General features: G+C 70.4%; 21 protein-coding genes. 9 read left to right on the top strand and 12 right to left on the bottom strand.

The window, feature by feature from the left end:
* Positions 1-69: 69 nt before the first annotated feature.
* On the bottom strand, positions 70-336 hold the full coding sequence (locus AB0K35_RS05710; RefSeq protein WP_196919730.1) for a DUF4190 domain-containing protein: 267 nt from the start codon (positions 334-336) through the stop codon (positions 70-72).
* A gap of 200 nt (positions 337-536) precedes the next feature.
* Here AB0K35_RS05710 and AB0K35_RS05705 point away from each other — a divergent pair, with 200 nt between their 5' ends.
* Positions 537-1,826: a DUF6350 family protein gene (locus AB0K35_RS05705; protein WP_238668330.1), complete on the top strand. Its 1,290-nt coding sequence runs from the start codon at positions 537-539 to the stop codon at positions 1,824-1,826.
* A gap of 180 nt (positions 1,827-2,006) precedes the next feature.
* On the opposite strand, the gene AB0K35_RS05700 is transcribed toward AB0K35_RS05705, so the two are convergent.
* Positions 2,007-2,561 (bottom strand): DUF4190 domain-containing protein, encoded by a 555-nt coding sequence (locus AB0K35_RS05700; RefSeq protein WP_238668329.1) that lies wholly within the window; start codon positions 2,559-2,561, stop codon positions 2,007-2,009.
* A gap of 290 nt (positions 2,562-2,851) precedes the next feature.
* On the opposite strand from AB0K35_RS05700, the gene purN reads away from it, so the two are divergent.
* Together purN and purH are read left to right on the top strand one after the other, a co-directional pair.
* Complete coding sequence (purN, locus tag AB0K35_RS05695) at positions 2,852-3,472, top strand: phosphoribosylglycinamide formyltransferase (protein ID WP_091406347.1); 621 nt, start codon at positions 2,852-2,854, stop codon at positions 3,470-3,472.
* Positions 3,469-5,040, top strand: coding sequence for a bifunctional phosphoribosylaminoimidazolecarboxamide formyltransferase/IMP cyclohydrolase (gene purH, locus AB0K35_RS05690; RefSeq protein ID WP_238668328.1), 1,572 nt, complete (start codon positions 3,469-3,471; stop codon positions 5,038-5,040). The genes purN and purH overlap by 4 nt, the downstream gene beginning before the upstream one ends.
* Before the next feature lie 103 nt (positions 5,041-5,143).
* On the opposite strand, the gene AB0K35_RS05685 is transcribed toward purH, so the two are convergent.
* The 5 genes from AB0K35_RS05685 to AB0K35_RS05665 form a co-directional block, all read right to left on the bottom strand.
* Positions 5,144-6,181 (bottom strand): dipeptide ABC transporter ATP-binding protein, encoded by a 1,038-nt coding sequence (locus tag AB0K35_RS05685; protein ID WP_238668327.1) that lies wholly within the window; start codon positions 6,179-6,181, stop codon positions 5,144-5,146.
* The gene (locus AB0K35_RS05680) at positions 6,162-7,193 is read right to left on the bottom strand and encodes an ABC transporter ATP-binding protein (protein WP_238668326.1); all 1,032 of its coding nucleotides are present in this window, start codon (positions 7,191-7,193) and stop codon (positions 6,162-6,164) included. The genes AB0K35_RS05685 and AB0K35_RS05680 overlap by 20 nt, the downstream gene beginning before the upstream one ends.
* A gap of 7 nt (positions 7,194-7,200) precedes the next feature.
* Positions 7,201-8,157 carry an ABC transporter permease gene (locus AB0K35_RS05675; protein WP_238668325.1) on the bottom strand — a complete coding sequence of 319 codons (957 nt, stop codon included), beginning with the start codon at positions 8,155-8,157 and terminating at the stop codon, positions 7,201-7,203.
* A gap of 72 nt (positions 8,158-8,229) precedes the next feature.
* A complete protein-coding gene (locus AB0K35_RS05670) occupies positions 8,230-9,168 on the bottom strand; it encodes an ABC transporter permease (protein WP_238658631.1) in 939 nt (312 codons plus the stop codon).
* Between the two features lie 197 nt (positions 9,169-9,365).
* On the bottom strand, positions 9,366-10,967 hold the full coding sequence (locus tag AB0K35_RS05665; RefSeq protein ID WP_238668324.1) for an ABC transporter substrate-binding protein: 1,602 nt from the start codon (positions 10,965-10,967) through the stop codon (positions 9,366-9,368).
* 482 nt (positions 10,968-11,449) lie between these two features.
* On the opposite strand from AB0K35_RS05665, the gene AB0K35_RS05660 reads away from it, so the two are divergent.
* Positions 11,450-12,310 (top strand): bifunctional methylenetetrahydrofolate dehydrogenase/methenyltetrahydrofolate cyclohydrolase, encoded by an 861-nt coding sequence (locus AB0K35_RS05660; protein ID WP_363883962.1) that lies wholly within the window; start codon positions 11,450-11,452, stop codon positions 12,308-12,310.
* A gap of 138 nt (positions 12,311-12,448) precedes the next feature.
* Positions 12,449-13,399 carry a malate dehydrogenase gene (locus AB0K35_RS05655; protein WP_112583765.1) on the top strand — a complete coding sequence of 317 codons (951 nt, stop codon included), beginning with the start codon at positions 12,449-12,451 and terminating at the stop codon, positions 13,397-13,399.
* Positions 13,400-13,557: 158 nt separating this feature from the next.
* Here the strand turns inward: AB0K35_RS05655 and AB0K35_RS05650 are convergent, their stop codons facing one another.
* Complete coding sequence (locus AB0K35_RS05650) at positions 13,558-14,367, bottom strand: MBL fold metallo-hydrolase (RefSeq protein ID WP_363883960.1); 810 nt, start codon at positions 14,365-14,367, stop codon at positions 13,558-13,560.
* Between the two features lie 137 nt (positions 14,368-14,504).
* Between AB0K35_RS05650 and AB0K35_RS05645 the strand changes: the two genes are divergently transcribed.
* On the top strand, positions 14,505-15,722 hold the full coding sequence (locus AB0K35_RS05645) for an NADP-dependent isocitrate dehydrogenase (protein WP_238668321.1): 1,218 nt from the start codon (positions 14,505-14,507) through the stop codon (positions 15,720-15,722).
* A 294-nt stretch (positions 15,723-16,016) separates the two neighbouring features.
* On the opposite strand, the gene galT is transcribed toward AB0K35_RS05645, so the two are convergent.
* From galT to AB0K35_RS05625, 4 genes are all read right to left on the bottom strand, one after another.
* Positions 16,017-17,093: a galactose-1-phosphate uridylyltransferase gene (gene galT, locus AB0K35_RS05640; protein ID WP_363883958.1), complete on the bottom strand. Its 1,077-nt coding sequence runs from the start codon at positions 17,091-17,093 to the stop codon at positions 16,017-16,019.
* A gap of 12 nt (positions 17,094-17,105) precedes the next feature.
* Positions 17,106-17,915, bottom strand: coding sequence for a DeoR/GlpR family DNA-binding transcription regulator (locus AB0K35_RS05635; RefSeq protein WP_363883956.1), 810 nt, complete (start codon positions 17,913-17,915; stop codon positions 17,106-17,108).
* Between the two features lie 112 nt (positions 17,916-18,027).
* Entirely contained in the window at positions 18,028-19,557 is a 1,530-nt protein-coding gene (gene cysC, locus AB0K35_RS05630; protein WP_238668318.1) for an adenylyl-sulfate kinase, read from the bottom strand.
* An 88-nt stretch (positions 19,558-19,645) separates the two neighbouring features.
* Entirely contained in the window at positions 19,646-21,160 is a 1,515-nt protein-coding gene (locus AB0K35_RS05625) for a glycosyltransferase family 2 protein (RefSeq protein ID WP_363883954.1), read from the bottom strand.
* A 241-nt stretch (positions 21,161-21,401) separates the two neighbouring features.
* On the opposite strand from AB0K35_RS05625, the gene AB0K35_RS05620 reads away from it, so the two are divergent.
* Genes AB0K35_RS05620 through AB0K35_RS05610 form a run of 3 tightly spaced genes read left to right on the top strand, consistent with a single transcriptional unit; the run spans position 21,402 to position 24,125 of the window.
* Positions 21,402-22,316 (top strand): ABC transporter ATP-binding protein, encoded by a 915-nt coding sequence (locus tag AB0K35_RS05620; protein WP_238668316.1) that lies wholly within the window; start codon positions 21,402-21,404, stop codon positions 22,314-22,316.
* Positions 22,309-23,214, top strand: coding sequence for an ABC transporter permease (locus tag AB0K35_RS05615; RefSeq protein ID WP_238668315.1), 906 nt, complete (start codon positions 22,309-22,311; stop codon positions 23,212-23,214). The genes AB0K35_RS05620 and AB0K35_RS05615 overlap by 8 nt, the downstream gene beginning before the upstream one ends.
* On the top strand, positions 23,214-24,125 hold the full coding sequence (locus AB0K35_RS05610; protein ID WP_350858020.1) for an ABC transporter ATP-binding protein: 912 nt from the start codon (positions 23,214-23,216) through the stop codon (positions 24,123-24,125). Before AB0K35_RS05615 ends, AB0K35_RS05610 begins: the two co-directional genes overlap by 1 nt.
* The last annotated feature ends 1 nt before the right edge of the window (position 24,126 follow it).

The raw sequence follows: 24,126 nt of genomic DNA, 5'->3' as shown, positions 1-24,126 counted from the left end.
GTCAGGCAGTACGAAGGGGGTCGACCGGTCACGGGCGACCCCCTTCGGCGTACACGCGCCCTGCGCTGGTCAGTCGTTGTTCCAGAACGGGTAGTTGCCGGTCGAGCGCAGGATCGCCCCGCCGATGATGTTGATCACGCCGAACGCGATGGCGAGGTAACCGAGCAGCGGCGACTGCCCGTACCGCCGGGCGTCGCGGATGGACAGGTAGCCGAAGACGATGCCGAAGATGCCGCAGCAGATCAGCCCCAGCACGATGCCCAGCACGCCCCAGAGGGTGGTGCGGTCGCGTCCCCGGGCCGGTGGGGGTGGGGGAGGCGGGTATGGCGTCGTCACAGCGTCCTCCGAGCGGTAATGGGCGACGTGCCGGCCCGGACCGCGACCGGCGGGCCCGTCCCGGGTGGCGGCGACTCGCGCCCCCTCAGGGCCGAGGCTAGACCGGCCCGGGTGGGCAGGACGTCGGTTCGGTGAACTCGCCGACCTTAGGAGGGGTTAACGGACTGCCACCGCCCGCGCGACGTGCCAGAGTAGAGCGGATGTCCCCCGTCACCCCTGACCGTCCCAGCCGTCCCGGCGGTGTGAGCGCCGACGACCGGCCGGTCGACCGTGCCGCACCGGCCCGGCGGGTGCCCGCGCCTCGCGCGGGCGGGTCGCCGCGCGGGCGGGCGCCGTTGCCAGTCGCCGCCGGGGTGGCCGCCTGCTGGGCCGCCCTCACCTCCTACCTGCCGGTCGCCATCGTGCTCGGCCTGGTGCAGCTCGGCGCGGACGGCACCACAGTGACCGGCACCCTGCGCACCGCGCTGGCCGGCTGGCTGCTCGGGCACGGCGTGCCGCTGCACACCGAGACCGGGCCGCTCGGGCTCGCCCCGCTGGCGCTGACAGTGCTCGCGCTCTGGCGGCTGACCCGCGCCGGCGTGCACGTCAGCCGCGCGATGGGTGCCCGCGACACCCGCTCACCGCGCCGGGCACTGCTCGCCGCGGTCGCGGTCGGTGTGGCGTACGCGCTGCTCGGCGCGCTCGCGGCGGTGCTGGTCGGCACGGGTGGGCCGAATGTGTCGCTGATCCGGGCGGGCGCCACGTTCGCGGCGGTCGGCACGCTCGCCGCGCTGGTCGGCGCGGTCCGGATCACCGCCGTGACCCGGCTGCTCGTCACCCGGCTTCCGGGCCCGGTGCGCGACGGCGTTCGCACCGGCCTGGTGGCCGGGCTGCTGCTGCTCGGTGCGGGCGCGGGCGCGGCCGGCCTGGCGGTGGCCACCGGCGGCGGCGACGCGGCCGACATGATCGGGGCGTACCGGACCGGGGTCGCCGGGCAGGCCGGCATCACACTTGTCAGCGTGGCGTACGCGCCCAACGCGGCGGTCTGGTCGACCAGTTACCTGCTCGGGCCGGGGTTCGCGGTGGGGACGGACACCGCGGTCCGTACCAGCGAGGTGTCGGTCGGCGCGCTGCCGGCCGTGCCGCTGCTCGCTGGCCTGCCGCGCGGCCCGGTGGACGGCTTCGGCGCCCTGCTGCTCGCGGTGCCGGTGCTGGCCGGGATGGTCGCCGGTTGGCTGCTCGCCCGGCGGGTGGCTCGACTCGCAGTGCCGGAGCGGGCCGCGCAGCGTTGGGCCGAACTGCTGGCGCCGGCGGTGCTGGCCGGGCCGGTGGCCGGGGTGGTGCTCGGCGCGGCCGCGGCGGTCTCCGGTGGGCCGCTCGGCGCCGGTCGGCTGGCCCAGGTCGGGCCGGTGGGTTGGCAGGTCGGGGCGGTCGCGGCCGGTGTCATAGCTGTCGGCGCGCTGCTCGGCGCCGCCGCCACCCGGGCGCTGACCCGCGGTCCCGCACAGTAGAGCCGCCGCCATCCGGCGCTGACCCGCGGGCCCGCGCAGTAGAGCCGCGGCCATCCGGCGCTGACCCGCGGGCCCGCGCAGTAGAGCCGCGGCCAACCGTCCACTGACCCGCGGTCTAGCGGGTAGACGAGCGCGGGGCGCCCCGGGTGAACCCGGAGCGCCCCGTCGAATCCGAACCCGTCAGGGCTGGGCGGGCAGGTTGACGTTCAGCACCACGCTCAGGATGATCGAGATGATGCCGAGCGCGACGCCGACCGCACCACAGATCAGGCCGGCCTTGGCCTGACCGGCGTTGCTGGCCTGCCCCTGGTCAGCCTTCTGCTTGCCCAGGTAGCCGGTCACCAGGGCCCCGATGCCGACCGGGATGCCCAGGATGGCGCAGCAGGCCAGAGGGATCGACGCGATACCGAGGATCAGCGCCACCAGGCCGAGGGTGTTGTTCTGCCCCTGTGCCTGCGGGTACCCGGCGTTCGGGTAGGTCGGGCTGGCGCCGTACGGGGGCTGCTGCTGCGCGTACGGGTCCTGGTGCGGCGGCTGCTGACCGTACGGCTGCCCCGAGGTGGGCTGCTGACCGTACGGGGCCTGCGGCGCGGCGTACGGGTCCTGCGGCTGCTGACCGTACGGCTGGCCGGAGGTGGGCTGCTGGCCGTACGGGGCGGCCGGCGGCTGGGGAGCGGTCGGGTCCTGGTTGGGCTGCTGGCCGTACGGGTCCTGACCGGGGTTACCGGGCTGCATTCGAGAAGCTCCTTGGACTGGTTCCGTCAGTTGGTGCTCTTTGTTTCCATCCATGATCGCGGTCAGTCCTCCCAAAGCCCAGTACAGCAACAGGAAGACATGTCTCCCAAAGCAGGCAAAAGGGTCCTTGTCGACCGCTTCGTGTGCCGGATCAGTGGCGGTGTGTGGGCCGGCGCGGCGTTCGGCCCGAGCGAGCGGCAGCGTACCGGGTCGACGCACGTCGGCACCGTCGAAGATCGGCGCACCGCCCGGTCGAAGGGGGTCCCTGACCTGCCCGATAGGGTGGCCCGGTGACCGAGCCCGCGCCTGTCGCCCGCATCGTCGTCCTCATCTCCGGCTCCGGGAGCAACCTTCAGTCGCTGCTGGATGCCGCCGCCGACCCCGCGTACGGCGCACAGGTGGTCGCGGTCGGCGCGGACCGCGACGGCATCGCGGGCCTGGACCGGGCCGACGCGGCGGGAGTGCCGACCTTCGTCGAACGGGTCCGCGACCACGACACCCGGGAGGACTGGGACCGCGCGCTCACCGCGCACGTCGCGAAGCACCAGCCCGACCTGGTCATCTCCGCCGGTTTCCTCAAGCTTGTCGGCCCGCACTTCCTCGCCGCCTTCGGTGACCGCTACCTGAACACCCACAACACGCTGCTGCCGGCGTTTCCCGGCATCCACGGCCCGCGTGACGCCCTCGCCTACGGCGTGAAGCTCACCGGAGCCACCCTCTTCTTCGTCGACGCCGGCATGGACACCGGGCCGATCGTCGCGCAGGTAGCGGTGCCGGTGCTGGACGACGACGACGTCGACACGCTCACCGAGCGCATCAAGGAAGCCGAGCGACGCCAGCTCGTCGAGCAGGTCGGTCGGCTGGTCCGCGAAGGCTGGACCATCACCGGAAGGAAGGTCACGGTTCCGTGAGTCCCACTCAGGACGGGCGCCGCCCGATCAGGCGGGCGCTGGTCAGCGTCTACGACAAGACCGGGCTGGTCGAGCTGGCTCAGGCCCTGCACGCGGCCGGTGTGGAGATCGTGTCCACCGGCAGCACGGCGGGCACCATCGCCGCCGCCGGGGTGCCGGTGACGCCGGTGGAGACGGTGACCGGGTTCCCCGAGGTGCTCGACGGCCGGGTGAAGACCCTGCACCCGAAGGTGCACGCGGGTCTCCTGGCGGATCTGCGCAAGGACTCCCACGTCACGCAGCTCGACGAGCTGGGTGTGGCGGCGTTCGACCTGCTGGTCTCCAACCTCTACCCCTTCCAGGCGACGGTCGCCTCGGGCGCCGACGTCGAGGAGTGCGTGGAGCAGATCGACATCGGTGGCCCGGCCATGGTGCGGGCCGCCGCCAAGAACCACGCCTCGGTCGCCGTGCTCACCGACCCGGCCGGTTACCCGGCGCTGATCGGCGCGCTCAGCGAGGGTGGCTTCACGCTGGCCCAGCGTCGCGCGCTGGCCGCCCGGGCGTTCGCCGACATCGCCGAGTACGACGTCGCGGTGGCCCAGTGGTGCGCCAAGGAGCTGGCACCCGCCGACGACTCGTGGCCGCAGTTCGCGGGGCTGGCGCTGCGCAAGTCGACAGCGCTGCGCTACGGCGAGAACCCGCACCAGGCCGCCGCGCTCTACACCGACCCGGACGCCCCGGCCGGGCTGGCCCAGGCCGAGCAGTTGCACGGCAAGGAAATGTCGTACAACAACTACGTCGACGCCGACGCCGCCTGGCGGGCCGCGAACGACTTCGCCGACCAGCCGGCGGTGGCGATCATCAAGCACGCCAACCCGTGCGGCATCGCTGTCGGCGCGGACGTCGCCGAGGCGCACCGCCTGGCGCACGCCTGCGACCCGGTGTCGGCGTACGGCGGCGTCATCGCTGTCAACCGGCCGGTCTCGGTCGAGTTGGCCCGGCAGGTCGCCGAGATCTTCACCGAGGTGTTGGTCGCCCCCGGCTTCGACGAGGGTGCTGTCGACGTGTTGCAGGGCAAGAAGAACATCCGGCTGCTGCGGGCACCGGCGTGGACGCCGGCGCTGGTGGAGGTGCGGCAGGTGACCGGTGGCGTGCTGGCCCAGGTCGCCGACCGGGTGAACGCCCCCGGCGACGACCCGGCCAACTGGCAGTTGGCGACCGGCGAGGCCGCCGACGAGGAACTGCTGCGGGACCTCGCGTTCGCCTGGCGGGCGGTCCGCGCGGTGAAGAGCAACGCGATCCTGCTCGCCAAGGACGGCGCCACCGTCGGGGTCGGCATGGGTCAGGTCAACCGGGTCGACTCGGCGCAGCTCGCGGTCGCCCGCGCCGGCGCCGATCGTGCGCGCGGCTCGGTCGCCGCCTCGGACGCGTTCTTCCCGTTCGCCGACGGCCCGCAGATCCTCATCGACGCCGGCGTCCGCGCGATCGTGCAGCCCGGCGGCTCCATCCGCGACGAGGAAGTCATCGAAGCGGCCAAGAAGGCCAACGTAACCATGTACCTGACCGGCACCCGCCACTTCTTCCACTAACCCCCGGCCCCCCGGCCCCCGGCTCGACCCCGTCGATCATGAAGTTATTGCCCTGCACGTCGGCGTGTCAGGGCAATAACTTCATGATCAACCGCGGGGGGCGTTAGGCCGGGGTGGCTGGGCGGAGTTCGGCGAAGTGGCAGGCGGAGGGGTGGGGGTCCGCTGCCCTCGGGACCGTCTTGGGGTCCTCGGTGGCGCAGATGTCCTGGGCCTTCCAGCAGCGGGTCCGGAAATGGCACCCGCTCGGCGGGTCGGCCGGGCTGGGCACGTCGCCAACCAGCCGGATCATGTTGCGCTGGTCGCGGGCCTCCGGGTCCGGCACCGGCACCGCGGAGAGCAGAGCCTGGGTGTACGGGTGGGTGGCCCGCTCGTAGATCTCGTCCTCGGTGCCGATCTCGACGATCCGACCGAGGTACATCACCGCGACGCGGTCGGCGATGTGCCGCACCACCGACAGGTCGTGCGCGATGAAGATGTACGAGAGCCCCAGCTCGCCCTGTAGCTGCTTGAGCAGGTTGATCACCTGGGCCTGGATGGAGACGTCGAGCGCCGACACCGGCTCGTCGCAGACGATCACCTCGGGCTTCAGCGCGAGGGCGCGGGCGATGCCGATGCGCTGACGCTGACCGCCGGAGAACTGGTGCGGGTACCTGTTGATGTGCTCCGGGTTGAGCCCGACCAGGTCCAACAGCTCCTGGACCCGCTTGGCCTTGCTGCCCTTCGGCGCGGCATCCGGGTGGATCTCGAACGGCTCGCCGATGATGTCGCCGACCGTCATCCGCGGGTTCAACGAGGTGTACGGATCCTGCATCACCATCTGCATGTTGCGGCGCAGCCGGCGCAGCTCACCCCCGGAAGCCTTGAACAGGTCCTTGCCCTCCAGGGTGGCGCGTCCGGAGGTGGGCGTCTCCAACCGCATCAGCAGCCGGGCGAGGGTGGACTTGCCGCAGCCCGACTCGCCGACCACGCCGAGCGTCTCGCCCCGACGCAGCTCGAAGCTCACCCCGTCGACGGCCTTCACCGCCCCGATCTGTCGCTGGAACAGCACGCCCTGAGTGATTGGGAAGTGCTTCACCAGGTTGTCGACGGAGAGGATGGTCTCGCCGCGGACCTTGGTGGGGTTAGCTGGCGACGCTGTCATCACGGACCTCCTGCGCGAAGTGGCAAGCGCTGGTCCGGCCGTCGCCGAGGACCAGGTCGTGCGGCACCTCGTCCACGCAGACCTGCTGGACGTACGGGCACCGGGGGTGGAACGGGCAGCCGGACGGGATGCGCATCAGGTTCGGCGGCAACCCCTTGATCGTCGACAGTTCCTGACCGCGAACGTCCAGGCGCGGGATCGACTCCAACAACCCCTTGGTGTACGGGTGGGCGGGCGCCTTGTAGAGCGAGCGGACGTCGGCGTGTTCGACGATCCGGCCGGCGTACATGACAGCGATCCGGTCCGCGACACCGGCGACCACACCCAGGTCGTGGGTGATCAGGATCATCGCCATGTTGAGTTCCCGGCGCAGGTCGGCCAGCAGGTCCATGATCTGGGCCTGCACTGTCACGTCGAGGGCCGTGGTGGGCTCGTCGGCGATCAGCACCTTCGGGTCCAGCGCCAACGCCATGGCGATCATGACGCGCTGCCGCATGCCGCCGGAGAACTGGTGCGGGTAGTCGCCGATCCGCTTGGCGGCACCCGGGATCTTGACCAGATCCATCAGTTCGACGGCACGACGTCGAGCGTCGGCTCGGGACATGCCGGCGCGCTGGCGCAGCGTCTCACCGATCTGCCAGCCGACCGGGAACACCGGGTTGAGGGCGGAGAGCGCGTCCTGGAAGATCATCGCGATCTCCTTGCCACGTACCTGCCGCCGCTGCTCCTCGGAGCGGGTCAGCAGGTCCTCACCCTGGTAGAGGATCTGGCCGGAGCGGACGAACGCGGGCGGGGTGTCCAGGATGCCCATGATCGCCTGGGCGGTGACCGACTTGCCCGAGCCGGATTCGCCGAGCACGGCAAGGGTCTCGCCGGCGTCCAGGTGGTACGACACGCCGTTGATCACCCGGGCGACACCCTCGTTGGTGCGGAACTCGACGTGCAGGTCCCGCAACTCCAGCAGGTGACCGCCCTCTGGTGTGGCAGAGGCGGGAGTTGGATTGACGGTCATGAGGTTCTCACCGCAGCTTCGGGTCGAAGGCGTCACGGATCGCGTCGCCGAGCATGATGAACGCCAGCACGGTCAGCGCCAGGAAGGCCGACGGGACGATCAACGGGGTGGCCGCCTCCCGCATGTGGATCCGGCCGGTGTCGATGTCCTGGCCCCAGGAGATGGTGGGCGCCTTCAGGCCGATGCCCAGGAAGGAGAGCGTGGCCTCGGCCGCGATGAACGAGCCGAGCGCGATGGTCAGCACGACGATCGCCGGGGCCAGCGAGTTCGGCAGGATGTGCCGCCACATGATCCGGCTGTTGCCGGCGCCGAGCATCCGGGCCGCCGCGACGTAGTCCTGCTCCTTCGCGGTGATCACCGAGGACCGGACCACGCGGGCGGCGGTGGTCCAGCCAAGGAGAGCCAACACGAAGACGACAGCGCCGATCCGAGCCCACTGGCTGTCACTGGACACCCGCTTGAGCAGCACGATCGCGGCCAGCAGCAGCGGAATGCCGAGCACCACGTCGATCACCCGGGAGAGCACCGCGTCGACCCAGCGGCCGAAGTAACCGGCCAACATGCCGATCACCAGCGCGATGATGCCGGTGCCGAGCGCGGCGAGCGCGCCGACCAGCAGCGACGCGCGGGTGCCGTAGACCGCCCGGGAGTACGTGTCGCAGCCCTGGAAGTCGTACCCGAAGATGGCCCCGCCGGACGGCCCGGCGTGCTGCCGGGAGAGCAGGCAGTCGCTCGGGCTGTTGGCGGTGAAGACCCCCGGGAACAGCGCCATCAGGCTGAAGATGACGACCAGCGCCAGCGAGATCCAGAAGATCGGGTTGCGGCGCAGGTCACGCCAGGCGTCCCCGGCCAGGCTGCGGGGCTTCTGCGCGGCGCCGATCTGGTTGGGCGTGCCCGGCTCTCCGGAGGGGCCACGTCGCGCGGCCTGGTTCTCGGTGGCCGCCACGGTCTCAAAGTCACTCATGCCTGCACCTCGCTGCGCTCGGCGCCGGCATGAGAGCCCAAGCACGCTGCGCTGATGATTCGTTCGCTGCGCTCACTCATAGCGGATCCTCGGGTCGAGTACGGCGTACAGGACGTCCACCACCAGGTTCGAGACCAGGTAGACCACGACGAGCACGCTGACGATGCCCACCACCAGGGGGCCGTCCTCGGTGCGGATGCCGCGGAAGAGGTTGAAGCCCACGCCGGGGATGTTGAAGACGCCCTCGGTGATGATCGCGCCGCTCATCAGGTTGCCCAGTTCCACACCGAGGAAGGTGACCACCGGGATCAGCGAGTTGCGCAGCACGTGGACGACGACGATGCGCCGCTTGACCAGGCCCTTTGACCGGGCGGTCCGGACGTAGTCGGCGCGCAGGTTCTCCGCCACCGAGGCCCGGGTGAGTCGTAGGGCGGTGGCCAGCGACAGCGAGCCGAGCACGATGCCCGGCAGCAGGAGCGCGTAGAACGTCGGGTCCGAGCCGGCGGTGGGTGGGAAGAGCTGCCACTTGACGCCGAGGAAGTACTGCGCCAACGGCGCCAGCACGATGGTCGGGATGCCCAGCACCAGCAGGGTCAGCACCAGCGTCGAGTTGTCGAAGATGCTGGCCCGGCGGATGCCCGCGAGCACCCCGGCGGTGACGCCGAAGATGATCGCCACAGCGAGCGCGATGAGCGCGAGCCGCACTGTGACCGGCCAGGCCTGCTGAAGGATGTCTCCGATGTTCCGACCGGTGAGTGACTCGCCCAGGTTGCCCTGGAGCAGGTTCTTCACGTAGTCGAAGTAGCGGTAGAAGAAGCCGCCGACGCCAGTGGCATCCAGGTGGTACTTCTCGGTCAGGTAGGCCCGCTGCGCTGGCGTCACCGGCCGTTCGCCGGCGAGCGCCTGGATCGGGTCGCCCTGCCCGGCGAATGTCAGCGCGTAGACGATCAGGGTGGTCCCGAAGAACGCCAGGACCATCTGCAGTAGGCGCCGCAGGATGTAGCGGAACATGCTTAGCAGTCTCTCCGGAAATGTGCGAAAGGGTCGCAGGACGGCATCTCTGGTCGTACCCGAAATATCCGAGACGTTCCGTCCGGCCCGGGGGAGCCGGCACCACCGACGCCGGGTCCGCTGCTGCGGCCCGGCCCCGGTGGTGCGGTCCGGGCCACCCGGGCTTCGTCGCCCGGATGGCCCGCACCATGGTCAGCTCAGCTGGCTGCTTCGATCTTGACGAGGTTGACCCGCTGGAACAGGTCCATCTCCACGTTCTTGACCTTGGACGAGTGGCCGAACACGTTCTCGCCGAAGCGGAGCGGGATCACCGGCATCTCCTTGGCCAGGATGTCCTCCGCCTGCTGGTACTTGGCGATCGCCTCGTCCTGCGTCTTGGCGGCGGAACCCTCCTTGACCAGCTTGTCGAACTCCGGGTTGCTGTAGCCGTAGTAGTTCGACGAGCCGTTCGTGCTGTACAGCGGGCCGAGGTAGTCCTCCATGGTCGGGTAGTCCATGACCCAACCCATCCGGAACGCACCCACCGGCGTCTTCTTCTCGACCTTGGTCAGCAGGTCGGCGAACTTCGGCTCGACCGAGCCGACCGCGTCCACGCCCAGGTTGGCCTTGAGCTGGTTGACAGTGGCGTCGACCCAGTCCTTGTGCCCGCCGTCGCCGTTGTACGAGATGACGATCTTCGCCGGACCGCCGGCGGCCTGGTAGAGCTTCTTGGCCTCGGTCGGGTTGAACTCGGCGGCCTTGCCAGCGGTGTCCTCCCGGTAGCCCGGCAGGACCGGAGCGACGAAGGAGCGCGCCGACGTCTGCGAACCCTTGAAGACCGACTTGGTGATCTCGTCACGGTCGATCGCCATCGAGATGGCCTTGCGCACGTCCGGGTTGCTGTAGTCCTTGTCGAACGTCGGGAACGCGAGGAACTGGAACGACGACATCGGGCTGGTCTTGTACCGGTCACCCAGGTCGCTCGGCGCGGTGCTCAGGCTCTCGGTCGGGATCGTGGGCAGCACGTCCAGGTTGTCCGCCAGGACGTCCGCGTAGGCCGCGGTGAGCTGCTGGTAGATCCGGAACTCGATGTTCTTGACCTTCGGCTTCTCGCCCGGGTACGCGTCGTAGCGCTCGACGTCGATCTTGCTGTCGTGCTGCCAGGTGCCCTTCATCTTGAAGGGGCCCTGCCCGATCGGCGCCTGCTCGTAGGAGTCCTTGAGCACGCCCGGCGCCGAGAACGCGGCGTCCGGCATCGGGAAGAACGCGTTGTAGCCCAGCGTCGTCTTGAAGTCGATGTACGGCTCCGAGAGCGTCACTGTGAAGGTGAGGTCGTCGACCTTCTTCAGGCCGGACATCTCCTTGGCCTTCGGCGCCTTGTCCTGCAGGTCGGCGTAACCAGCGATCTTCTCGAAGAAGGGGTTGGTGTCCTGACCGTTCGGGGCGTACGCGCCGTAGTTCCAGGCGTTGATGTAGTTCTGGGACGTGACCTTCTCACCGTTGTGGAAGGTGAAGCCGTCCTTGATCTTGATCGTCCAGACCTTGTTGTCGGACGAGGTGATCGACTGCGCGGCGACCTCGTACGGCTTGTTCTGGGCGTCGTAGTCGACGAGCGGGCTGAACAGGCCGGCGATCACCTGCGATCCGGACGTCTCGGTGGTGTTTGTGGGAACCAGGTGCTTCGGCTCGGCGATCTGGATGCTGACCACCGAACTGTCGCTGCCACCGGATCCACCGTCTCCGCCGCTGCCGCAGGCCGCGAGGCCCAGCGTCACCGCGAGCGGGAGGGCGGTCCAGGCGGCGAGTCTACGAACTCGCATTGAGCCTCCTCATCTCCTCACGCTGCGCAGTCAGGCCCGACGCTGGGTTACGCTGCGCAACAAGCGGTAACGGTAGGTCGGCGACGGGGCTTCGACAACGACGCGGTTGCGGGTGGGTAACAGTCCGGGGTTACCTCAGTTGTCGGGAACGAGTGAACCTGCTACCCCAAACCGGGCGTATTGACGTTGAGCTGCGAAAATCCCGGCGAATGACAGTGCGTTCGGCCGTGCCTGGCCGCCTCGACACCGCCTGGGGTGGCCGTCCCATCTCCGCATTTCCGCCCCGCTCTGTCTGGTTCGACCGTGATCGAATCCACAAATCGTCACCGAAAGTGACTAGCGACACCTCACACACGGTTACTCCAGCGGCAGCCACCCCACCATGGCCCGGGCCGCCCGACGGCAACCCGGCAGCACTGGGCGGCGGACGGCCCGAGCGAGGTCGTCTGATCCGCGGGCGGTGGTCGTGAGACGATTCGGTCGTGACGGCGACGCTTCTGGACGGCAAGGCAACCGCAGCGGAGATCAAGGACGAGCTGCGCATCCGGGTGAAGGCACTCGCGGAACGCGGCATCATCCCCGGGCTCGGCACGGTCCTGGTCGGGGCGGACCCGGGCAGCCAGGCGTACGTCAACGGCAAGCACCGCGACTGCGCCGAGGTGGGCATCGCCTCGATCCGCCGCGAACTGCCGGCCGACGCCACCCAACAGCAGGTCGACGACGTACTGGCCGAGCTGAACGCCGACCCGGCGTGCCACGGCTACATCGTCCAACTGCCGCTGCCGGGCCACCTCGACACCCAGCGGGTGCTGGAGTTGATCGACCCGGACAAGGACGCCGACGGCCTGCACCCGGTCAACCTGGGTCGGCTCGTGCTCGGCTACGACGGTCCGCTGCCGTGCACGCCGCGCGGCATCGTCGAGCTGCTCCGCCGGCACGACGTGGCGCTGCGCGGGGCCACCGTCGCTGTGGTCGGTCGCGGCAACACTGTTGGCCGACCGCTCGGCCTGCTGCTCACCAGGCGCAGCGAGAACGCCACTGTCACCCTCTGCCACACCGGCACCCTCGATTTGGCCTCGCACACCCGGGCCGCCGACATCGTCATCGTCGCGGCCGGCGTACCGGGTCTGCTCACCGCCGACATGATCAACCCCGGTGCGGTGGTGGTGGACGTCGGCATCACCCGCGTGATCGGCGCGGACGGCAAGGGCCGCTACACCGGCGACGTGGACCCGGAGGTGGCCGAGACGGCTGGCGCGCTGGTCCCCATGCCCGGCGGCGTGGGCCCGATGACCCGGGCCATGCTGCTCACCAACGTCGTCGAGCGCGCCGAGCGCGGCTGACCCGCGCCTCGGCGACGCCGAACCAGACGGCGGTGACGTTCGCCCCATCCCGGCGATGGCCGCCGCCCCTGGCCTGATCGGTGCCAGGATGACTGATACGGTCCGGAAAACCGACTGGTATCAGGGAGTGGGACGACCATGGGTAAGAAGGTCACTGTCGTCGGGGCTGGCTTCTACGGCTCCACCACCGCACAGCGCCTGGCCGAGTACGACGTCTTCGACACCGTAGTGATCACTGACATCGTGGAGGGCAAGCCCGCGGGCCTCGCGCTCGACCTCAACCAGTCCCGGGCCATCGAGGGCTTCGAGACCAAGGTGGTCGGCGTGACCACCGGCCCCAACGGTGAGGGCTACGAGAGCATCGAGGGCTCCGACGTCGTCGTGATCACCGCTGGTCTGCCGCGCAAGCCCGGCATGAGCCGGATGGACCTGCTGGAGACCAACGCCAAGATCGTCCGCCAGGTCGCCGAGAACGTCGCCAAGTACGCCCCGAACGCCGTCGTCATCGTGGTCTCCAACCCGCTGGACGAGATGACCGCGCTGGCCCAGCTCGCCACCCAGTTCCCGAAGAACCGGGTGCTCGGCCAGGCCGGCATGCTCGACACCGCCCGGTTCAGCAACTTTGTCGCCGAGGCGCTGAACGTGCCGGTGGCCTCGGTACGCACGCTGACCCTCGGCTCGCACGGCGACACGATGGTCCCGGTGCCGTCGAAGAGCACCGTCAACGGCAAGCCGCTGCGCGACGCCATGCCGGCCGAGCAGATCGAGGAGCTGGTCGTCAAGACCCGCAACGGTGGCGCCGAGGTCGTCGCGCTGCTCAAGACCGGTTCGGCCTACTACGCCCCGTCCGCCGCCGCGGCCCGGATGGCGAAGGCCGTCGCGGAGGACTCCGGCGAGGTCATGCCGGTCTGCGCCTGGGTCGACGGCGAGTACGGCATCTCCGGCGTCTACCTGGGTGTCGAGGCCGAGATCGGCGCCGAGGGCGTCAAGCGGGTCGTCGAGACCGACCTCGACGCCGACGAGCGCGCCAGCCTCCTGGAGGCTGCCGAAGCCGTCCGCGCCAAGCAGGGCGACATCTCCAGCATGTAGTTCCCGAAACACAGCATCAGCGAAGGGCGCGCCGGCAAACCCGGCGCGCCCTTCGCCGTCCAGCCCCCCACCCGCCCCACCCCACCCAGCCCCACCCGCCCCGGTTGATCAAGAGGTTTGCGTCAGGAATCGCGGTTGTGGTGACGCAAACCTCTTGATCAACGAGGGCTGGGATGGGTGGTGAAGGGGGTGCCGAGGTGGGGGGTGGCCAGGACGGTGGGGGAGTGGGTACGTAGGGCGGTCAGCCGCGAGGTGCGGGCGACTTCCGGGTCTTCCTCGTGGGCGTACGCCAGGTCGGGGTCGACGAGTTGCAGAACGTGCACCAGCAGGTCCCCGGTGAGCAGCATCCGTTCGTCGGCCGAGGTCAGGAGCACGCACTGGTGACCGGGCGTGTGGCCCGGGGTGGGCAGCAGACGTACCGCTGGGGTGAGGGCGGTCTCGCCGTCGACCACCCGGAGCTGGCCGGCGGCGCGCAGGGGCGCGATGAGGCCGGCCGGGAGCCCCGGGTTGAGCGTCTCCGCCGCGTCGAGTTCGGCGCGTTGCAGCAGGTAGCTCGCGTTCGGGAAGTACGGCCGCCCCGGCGTGCCGGTGACCGCCCAGCCGATGTGGTCGCTGTGCAGGTGGGTCAGGACGACAGTGTCGACATCGGCGGGGTCGATGCCCGCTGCGGCCAGCTCGGCGGGCAGTCGCCCGGGCACGGGCGCCCAGCTCGCGGCGGGTGCGTCGGCTGGGCCGATCCCGGCGTCGACAAGCGTGACAGGCCCGTCGCCGGCGCGGATCGCGAAGCTGCGGAATGGCAGCCACCACTGCCCGTCGGCGGTCACCGAGCCGGGGTCGCGCCGGTCGGCCTCCGCCCAGTGTGCCGCTGTGGCCTGCGGAAACGCTTCCGCGCGAGGCTGGAAGAAGGCACCCTCACCGTCGGTGAGCGCGGTGACCGTGATAGACCCGAGGGTGCGGTTCAGTGGCATCGGACGATGATTCCAGGGCATTCCTGTTCCGCGCAGCCCGGTTCCGCCGGCCGGTAGAGGCCGGCTGGGGGCTGCCGGCCCAATTGCAGTACGCTCGTACTGCTTGAGCACGTGTCCCCCGAGAGGAGCGCCGGCCGATGGCGAAGATCAAGGTAAACAACCCGGTCGTAGAACTCGACGGCGACGAGATGACCCGGATCATCTGGAAGCAGATCCGGGAGCAGCTGATCCTGCCCTACCTCGACGTCGACCTGCACTACTACGACCTGTCGATCCAGCACCGCGACGAGACCGACGACCAGGTCACGATCGACGCCGCCAACGCCATCAAGGAGCACGGCGTCGGCGTCAAGTGCGCGACCATCACTCCGGACGAGGCCCGGGTCGAGGAGTTCGGCCTGAAGAAGATGTGGCGGTCGCCCAACGGCACCATCCGCAACATCCTCGGCGGCGTCGTCTTCCGTGAGCCGATCATCATGTCCAACGTGCCGCGGCTGGTCCCCGGCTGGACCAAGCCGATCATCATCGGCCGGCACGCCCACGGTGACCAGTACAAGGCCACCGACTTCGTCGTCCCCGGCCCGGGCACGGTGACCATCACCTACACCCCGGCCGACGGCGGCGCGCCGATGGAGATGGAGGTCGCCAACTTCCCCGGCGGCGGCATCGCCATGGGCATGTACAACTACGACGAGTCGATCCGGGACTTCGCCCGGGCGTCTTTCCGGTACGGGCTGGACCGCAACTACCCGGTCTACCTGTCCACCAAGAACACCATCCTCAAGGCGTACGACGGTCGGTTCAAGGACCTCTTCGCCGAGGTGTTCGAGAACGAGTTCAAGGCCGAGTTCGACGCCGCCGGCATCACCTACGAGCACCGGCTGATCGACGACATGGTCGCCGCCGCGCTCAAGTGGGAGGGCGGCTACGTCTGGGCCTGCAAGAACTACGACGGTGACGTGCAGTCCGACACCGTCGCGCAGGGCTTCGGCTCGCTGGGTCTGATGACCTCCGTCCTGCTCTCCCCGGACGGTCGTACCGTCGAGGCCGAGGCCGCCCACGGCACCGTCACCCGGCACTACCGGCAGTACCAGAAGGGTGAGAAGACGTCGACCAACCCGATCGCGTCGATCTACGCCTGGACCCGGGGCCTGGCCCACCGGGGCAAGCTGGACGGCACGCCGGCGGTCACCGAGTTCGCCAACACCCTGGAGCAGGTCATCGTCGACACCGTCGAAGGCGGCCAGATGACCAAGGACCTCTCGCTGCTCATCTCGCGCGACGCCCCGTGGCTGACCACCGACGAGTTCATGAACGCGCTCGACGAGAACCTGGCCCGCAAGATCGCTGCCTGATCCAGGCGTACCGCGTCATCGAAGCCCGCCGGCACCTCAGCCGGCGGGCTTCGGCGTGTCAAGCGCCGCCGCGCCGATCGGCGTCACTGCGGCCGGCGCGCCTCGTTGACCAGGATGGACGAGATGCCAGTCGCGTCCAGGAAGGTTGACCACGGTCGACCCGCGGCACCCGTGCGCCGATCAGCCAGCCTTCCCGGCTGTGCCGTGCACAGCCAGCCGTCCCTTCCCTGCGGGGGGCCCTGTCCCGGGCCCCCCGCGCCCTGTTTCCCGCCACGCTCAGGCTGCGCGCCACGCTCAGGCGGCGCGCAGCAGGTCGGCGGCGCGTTCCGGAGCGATGTCGTTGATGAAGACGCCCATCCCGGACTCGGAGCCCGCCAGGTATTTCAGCTTGTCCGTGGCCCGTCGGATGCTGAACAGCTGTAGGTGCAGGTGGCCCAGTTCGCGGTCGACCCGCACGGGAGCCTGGTGCCAGGCCGAGATGTACGGCATCGGCATGTCGAACAGGCCGTCGAAGCGGCGCAGTAGATCCAGGTAGAGCGACCCGAAGGCGTCCCGCTCGCTGTCGCTGAGCGCCGGGATGTCCGGTACCACGCGGTGCGGTGCGACGTGCACCTCGAACGGCCAGCGGGCGGCCGCCGGGACGAACGCCGTCCAGTGTTCGTTCTCCGTGACCACCCGGTCGCCGGTGGCGCGCTCGGCGGCCAGCACGTCCGCGTACAGGTTGCCCCCGCCGGTCCGCTCGGCGTGCCGGCGCGCCGCGGCCAGCAGCGCGCGGGTGCGCGGCGTCACGAAGGGGTACGCGTAGATCTGGCCGTGCGGATGGTGCAGCGTGACACCGATTTCAACGCCCCGGTTCTCGAAGCAGAAGATCTGCTCGACGCCGGGCAGCGCGCCGAGCACCTCGGTCCGGTCGGCGAGGGCGTCCAGCACCGTGCGGACCCGGCGCGGCGGCAGGCTGGCGAAGGAGGCGTCGTGATCCGACGTGAAGCAGACCACCTCGCACCTGCCGAGGCCCGGCCGGACCGGTGTGAACGGGGTGATCTCCCCGGGCTCCTCGGCCACCCGACCGCTCAGCGACGGGAACCGGTTCTCGAAGACCACCACGTCGTAGTCGGGTGCGGGGATCTCGGTCAGCCGGTCGCCCACCGAAGGGTCGAGAGGGCACTCGTTCGCCGGCGGGAGGAAGATGCGGGTCTGCCGGTGCACGGCGACCGCCACCCACTCGTCGGTCAACGGGTCGTAGCGCAGCTGCGACGCGGGGGGAGGTGGCGGCAGGTCCCTGCGGTCCGGCTGGTCGCGGACCGCGTCGTCGCGCTCGTCGAAGTAGATCAGCTCCCGGCCGTCGGCCAGGTTGATCGCGGTGCGCTTCACGGCGCCGTCCCCTCAGTTGTCGGCGTGCGCGTCACGCGGCCCGCCCCCTGTTGCCTTCACCATGATCAATTCGCCCACGTGTTCGCCGAGTACCCGTCGTGCGGGTGGAGGCAACCGGTCGTCGCTGACCAGTACGTGGGCCGCCGCCAACCCGACGATCGAGGAGATGCCGACGGTGCCCCACTTGGTGTGGTCGGCGAGCACCACAAGCTGGTCCGCCGCCGCCACGAGCGCCCGATCGGTCTCCGCCTCCATCAGGTTCGGGGTGGTGAAGCCGGCCCGCTCGGTGATGCCGTGGACGCCCAGGAAGAGCAGGTCCAGGTGCAGTGACCGGACGGCCCCGACCGCGAGCGGACCGACCAGCGCGTCCGACGGTGTGCGTACGCCGCCGGTGAGCACCACCGTCTGGTCCGGGCGGCCACCGGCGTGCATGATCTCGGCCACCGGCAGCGAGTTGGTCACCACTGTCAGCTCGGGCACGTCCACCAGCCGGCGGGCCAGCTCGGCCGTGGTGGTGCCGGCGGAGAGCGCGACCGCCGCTCCCGGGCGGACCAGCTGAGCGGCCCGGTCGGCGATGGCGGCCTTCTCGGGCAGTTGGCGGACCGACTTGGCGCGGAAGCCCGGCTCGTCGGTCGAGCTTGGCCCGGTCGTGGTGGCGCCGCCGTGCACCTTGGCCAGCAGGCCGCGCTCGTGCAGCGCATCGAGGTCGCGCCGGATGGTCATGTCGGACACGCCGAACTCGGCTGCCAACTCGCTGACCCGGACGCCGCCGGTCGAGCGGACCCGCTCCAGGATGGCAGCCTGCCGCTGCTGAGCGAGCATCCGCCGTGCCTCCCCGAGCCTCCACGTACCCTCACGCGGTCAAACGTGTTCCAACAAAGATGAACACTAGCGCGTGCCGCTCAGCTGTGGAAGGAACGGGTACGGCGACGCCTCAGGCGGTGGCGATCTTCAGCTCCACCCAGCCGGTCTCGGTCAGATGGTGCAGCACTGCCTGCACCGCGTCCGCCACGCTCAGGTCGGTGGTGTCGAGCACGAGATCGGCGTCGGTCGGCTCCTCGTACGGGTCGTCGATGCCAGTCATCCCGGTGAGCAGGCCGGCCCGCGCTCGCGCGTACAGGCCCTTGCGGTCCCGCCGCTCGCACACCTCCAGTGGCGTGGCCACGTGCACCAGCACAAAACCCGATCCGGCGGCGAGGGCCATCTCCCGGGCGGTAGCCCGGGCCGCCGCGTACGGGGCGATCGGACAACAGATGCCCACCCCACGGTGCCGGGCGATCTCGGCGGCAACCCAGCCGATCCGCCGGACGTTGAGATCCCGGTCGGTCTTGCTGAAGCCCAGCCCGGCGGAGAGTTCCCGGCGCACCACGTCCCCGTCGAGCAGGGTCACCGTGCGGTCGCCGCTCTCCCGTAACGCGTCCGCCAGCCCTCGGGCGATCGTCGACTTGCCGGAGCCGGAGAGACCGGTCAGGAAAACCACCAGCCCGCGCTGCCGACGCGGCGGCCGGGCCCGGGCCAACTCCCGTGCCACAGCGGGCGGGGTGTGCCACTCCGGCAGCGGGAAACCCCGGTCGAGCAGGTCGTCGATCTCCGGCTGGGTCAGCGCGAGCCGGCGGTTGCGCGGTGGGATGTCCTCCCGCCAACGCCACTGCCCGTCCCGGTTGTCGTAGGCGAGTTCGCGCGGCACCAGCACCCGCAGCCCGGCGCCGGAGAGCATCTCCCCGGTGGAGAGCAGATGGGTGACCCCGTACGCGGCCGAGACCCGGGCGCGCAGCAGCGCGTCGCTGATCTCCTCGCGTCGGTGCGACAGCGGCACCGCGACCAGGGTGGCGGGTGGCATCCGGTCCCGCGCGGCGAAGATCGTGCGGACCAGCGCCTCCGGCGGAAGCCCGTCTGCGCCGCCCTCGCCGACCGGGATCATCACGAGCAGGTGAGCGGCCAGGGTGCGGGCGGCGTGGGCGATCTGGGCGAGCTGTGGACGATGCAGCGGCCGGTCGGCGATCACCCCGAGCACCCGCCCCGGGGGCAGCAGCGCACGGACCTCCTCCGGGTTACGCCGCAGGCGCTGGAACGGACCGTGCCCCCCGTCGCCCAGCCGCCGAACCTGGCCGCCCACTCCCGCCACGCCCTCGCGGACCGGCCAGACGTCGGCCACGTCCAGGGCGGCCGTCGGTGCGCCCTCCCCGTCGGTCAGCACGAGCGCCCGGCGGGCCGGGTCGCGCGGATCGAAGCTCTGCGCCAGGGCGGCCGGCACCTGGAGGACGACAGCGACCTGCCACGGTGTGCCGTCGGCCAGCCGGCCGCGTCGGCTGACCGAGACCAGGTCGGCGCGGGTCATGAAACCGGTCAGAGGGGCGTACGCGCCGGTCAGCAGCAGCTCCAGATCCGCGAGCTCACCGGGACGTGGCGTGTACGCCGGTGCGTCCCGTAGCACCTCGTCGGGCAGCACCCAGCCGTTGCTCATCCACACCCCCCACTCGCTGACCGGCACACAGTTTCGCAGCCGACCGCCCATCGGTCGAGGGCGCCACTCCAAGACCCCCGCGGGCGGATCAGCGCTTGATCCGTCGGCCTACCGCGGACCGCACCCGGTTCCACACCTTCCGCTCGTCGCGGATCCGGGGTCGCGAGCCGTCGGCCCGGCAGATGAACACCAACGGCAGCCGCGCGTCCTCGGTCCAGCCCACGTTGGTGATCCGGGCCTTGAGCTGCCAGCTGCCCCTGGTCCGGCCGCCGTTGAGGGCGGCGAAGTCGATGGTGGCGGTGGCCCGGTGCACCAGGTGGACGGTGTCCGCTCCGGTCGTACCGGTGATCCGCTCGGTCTGGAAAGTGTTCGGAATGAAGATCTCGGCGCCGGTCTCCCGGTGGCGGGCCACCAGGTCCAGGCGGGCCTTGCGCACCTGCGCGGTGGCGTCGAGCACCTCGGGGGTGACCTCCTCCATCGGGAGCATCAGCACGTCGCGGCCATCGTCGGCGCGGAACCCGACAGGCTGGTCCGCGGCGCGCAGCTCGGCGGCGACGGTCACCGTGACGGCGTGGTCGACACGTTGGAATTCATCGACAGTGCCGTGTGCGGCGATGCCCGCCTCCCAGCGGGCAAGCCTGCGCAGGTCCGCGACGCGCCCCTGCTCGGCCAGGTACGCCACGGCTCGCAGCAGGGGCGGCAGACCACCGGCGACGCCCGGAGCGAAGCGGTCCTGGATGATCTTCTGGATCTCCAGCGCGACCTGCTCCAGCCACGCCTCGGGAGCGTTCAGCAGCCGCTTGCCGCGCAGCCGGCTGAGCATCTCGTTGCGCATCCAGCGCCGGTGCAGCCGGTCCCGCAGCGGGCCCGGCTCGGTGTTGGCGTCCACCACGTCCAGCGCCTCCCGCACGCTGGCGAAGTAGCTCGCCGGGTCCAGCTCGCCCGCTGTGACGTTGCGCGCGTCGCCCCGCTGGACGTGGTGGTAGCAGACGTAGTCGGACAGCACTGAGGTGCGCCGGGACAGGAAGTAGGCCCGGATGACCATCGAGTGGTCCTCCAGCCGACGCTTGCCGCCCTCCGGGAACCGCAGATCATGCTCGTTGAGGAACGACCGCCGGAACAACTTGTGACAGGTCAGGCTGTCGACAAGGGGGGAGTTGCCGAGGGTGGCGTCGAAGCGGTTCTTGCGGAACAGCTCCCGCGGCACCGGGCGTCCGTACCCGGCCATCTTCCCCACCACGATGTCGGCGTCGTTCGCCTTCGCGCAGGCGTAGAGCCGCTCCAGTGCCTCGTCGGCGAACCAGTCGTCGTCGTCGGCGAAGAAGACGTACTCGCCGCGGGCGTGCTCGACGCCGAGGTTGCGCGGCCGCGACGGCCAGCCGGAGTTCTCGATGTGCAGCACCCTGATGTGCGGGTGCTCGGCGGCCAGCCGGTCCAGCCGCTTCGCGGTGCCGTCGGTCGAGCCGTCGTCGACGAAGATGGCTTCGAACTCGTCGGCGGGCAGTGACTGGCGCAGCAGCGAGGCAGCGAGCTTCTCGATGTGTGAACCGCAGTTGTACGCCGGCACCACGACGCTCACCTTGGGGACGCCCACCTCGGCCATCAGGATCCCTCCCGCGTCGTCGGTCGATCACCGGGCGGGTCGAGCCGCCTGGTGAACGGGAGGTGAATGGTGTCACCTTGGACGGGTCTTTCCCAAGGCGGGGTCGGGTCGAGTGCGGGACCGGCGGAAACGTGGCGTGAGCCGCAGCGGGGGACCTTAGGGGTCCGGCGGGGAAAGGATCAGGGGAGTGCCGGGGGCGTGCCGGTGTCCCTGCCGGGCATCGACTCCCTACGCTGGACGCGTGACACTGATCGCGACCCAGTCGCTCACCAAGACGTACGGAGGTCGGGTCACCGCGTTGGCCGACCTCACCGTCGCCGTCGAGCCCGGGATCATCGGCCTGGTGGGCGCGAACGGCGCCGGTAAATCCACCTTGATCAAGATTCTGCTCGGCCTGATCGCACCGACCAGCGGTCAGGTCTCGGTGCTCGGCATCGACCCGACCGCAGACCCGGCGGCTGTCCGCAGCCGGGTCGGCTACATGCCGGAACACGACTGCCTCCCACCGGACCTGTCCGCCGCCGAACTGGTCACCCACCTCGGTCGGATGAGCGGGCTGCCCCGCACCGCGGCTCGCGAGCGGGCCTCGGAGGCGTTGCGGCACGTGGGGCTCTACGAGGAGCGCTATCGCCCGGTCGGTGGCTACTCGACCGGCATGAAGCAGCGCGTCAAGCTGGCCCAGGCGCTGGTGCACGACCCCGACCTGCTGTTGCTGGACGAACCGACGAACGGCCTCGACCCGGCCGGCCGCGACGCCATGCTGGCCCTGGTACACCGGATCGGCACCGAGTTCGGCATCTCCGTGCTGGTCTGTTCGCACCTGCTCGGCGAGGTGGAGCGGATCTGCGACACGCTGATCGCCATCGACGGCGGCCGGTTGCTGCGCGCCGACAACATCTCCGCGATGACCTCTGCCACCGACGTGCTCGCCGTGGAGGTCAGCGAGGGCACCGAGGAACTGGCCGCCCGGCTCGCCGAGCTGAAACTGCCTGTCGCCCGGGACGGGCGACTGCTGCTCGTGCCGCTCGCCGACGACGACACCTACGACCTGATCCTCGGTGCGGTCGCCGAACTGGACCTGCCACTGCACCGACTCGACCAGCGCCGGCACCGGGTGGCCGAACTCTTCGCCACGAGGGAGCTCACTCATGCCTGAGCCGTCCACCACCGCCGTGCGCGCCACGCCGACAGGCGTCATCCACGACATCGGCTACCAACGCTACGAAGGTCCGAGGCTCGGCCGCCGGCAGGTCTTCGGCGCGCTCTACCTGCACGGTCTGCGGACCGCGTTCGGTCTCGGGCGCAGCGCCAAGGCCAAGATCTTCCCGTGGCTGGTGGTCGGCATCGTCGCCCTGGTCGCGGTGGCCCTGGCCGCGGTACGCAGCCAGATCGGCGAGCCGGTCGCCACGTACGCCCAGTTCGCCGACGCGATGAGCTGGCTTGTCATCTTCTTCGTCGCGGTCGTCGCCCCGGAGCTGGTCTCCCGGGACCTGCGCAGCGGTGTGCTGCCGCTGTACTTCTCCCGGCCGCTGCCGCGCTCCGACTACGCGCTGGCCAAGCTGCTGGCGCTGGTCACCGCCCTCTGGCTGTTGCTCGGCGGGCCGCAGCTGCTGATGTTCCTGGGTGCCGCCTTCACCACCAAGCAGGGCATGCGCGGGGTGTGGAACGAGCTGCTCGACCTGCTGCCCGGGCTGCTCTACGCCGGGCTGTGGGCTGTGGTCTTCGCCTCGGTCGGGCTGCTGGTCGCCTCGCTGACCGGCAAGCGTGCCTTCGCCGCCGGTGGGGTGGTGGCGGTCTTCCTGATGACCACCCCGATCGTCGGGGTGCTGAGCATCCTGCCGTCGCGCGCCGCCAACGAGCTGGCCGGGCTCGCCTCGCCCTCCACGCTGGTGCAGGGGGTGGGCATCTGGTCGCTGGGTGACCTGCTGGTCGAGGGCGATCCGGGCGAGATGATGATCGGCGGGTTCGGCCCGGTCTACGCCCTGGCCGCGGTGCTGTTGGTCGCCGGCGCGACAGCCCTCCTGCTGGCCCGCTACCGGAAGGTCGCCTCCTGATGAGCACGCTGAGCCTGACCGGGGTGTCCCGGTGGTACGGCAACGTGGTCGCGGTCAACGACATCAGCATGGCCCTGGGGCCTGGCGTGACCGGGCTGCTCGGCCCGAACGGCGCCGGCAAGACCACCCTGCTGCACATGATGGCCGGGTTCCTCGCCCCGTCGCGCGGCACTGTCACCCTCGACGACGAGCCGACCTGGCGCAACCCTGACGTCTACCGGCGGCTGGGGCTGGTCAGCGAACGGGAGGCGGTGCAGGGTTTCCTCACCGCGTACGAGTTCGTGCTGGCCAGCGCGAAGCTGCACCGACTGCCCGACCCGGCGGCCGCGGCCCGACGGGCGATCGACCTGGTGGAGCTGGAGTCGGCGCAGGACCGCCGGATCGGCACGTACTCCAAGGGCATGCGTCAGCGTGCCCGGGTGGCCGCCGCGCTGGTGCACGACCCGCAGGTGCTGCTGCTCGACGAGCCGTTCAACGGCATGGACCCGCGCCAGCGGCTGCACATGATGCAGCTGCTGCACACCCTGGGTGACGCCGGCCGGACGATCCTGTTCAGCTCGCACATCCTGGAGGAGGTCGAACAGGTCTCCGGAACGGTGCAGGTGATGGTGGCCGGCCGGTTGGCCGCCTCCGGCGACTTCCGGACCATCCGCCGGTTGATGACCAACCGCCCGCACGTCTTCGCGGTGCGCTCCACCGACGACCGGGCGCTGGCCGTCGCGCTGATCGCGGAGGCGTCGGTGAGCGGGGTCGAGTTGGACCCGACCGGCTTGACAGTGCGGGCCGGTGACTACGGCGCGTTCACCCGGGCGCTGCCTCGGATCGCGCTGAGCAAGGGCATCCGGGTACGCCAGCTGGTGCCGTCCGACGAGTCCCTGGAGAGCGTCTTCTCCTACCTGGTGGAGGCCTGAC

It is taken from the genome of Micromonospora sp. NPDC053740 (genome assembly GCF_040677775.1).
In the GTDB taxonomy this organism is placed as follows: Bacteria; Actinomycetota; Actinomycetes; order Mycobacteriales; family Micromonosporaceae; genus Micromonospora; species Micromonospora alfalfae.
Note: the sequence above shows the minus strand (reverse complement) of the source record. Positions and strands in the feature narration are given on the sequence as shown.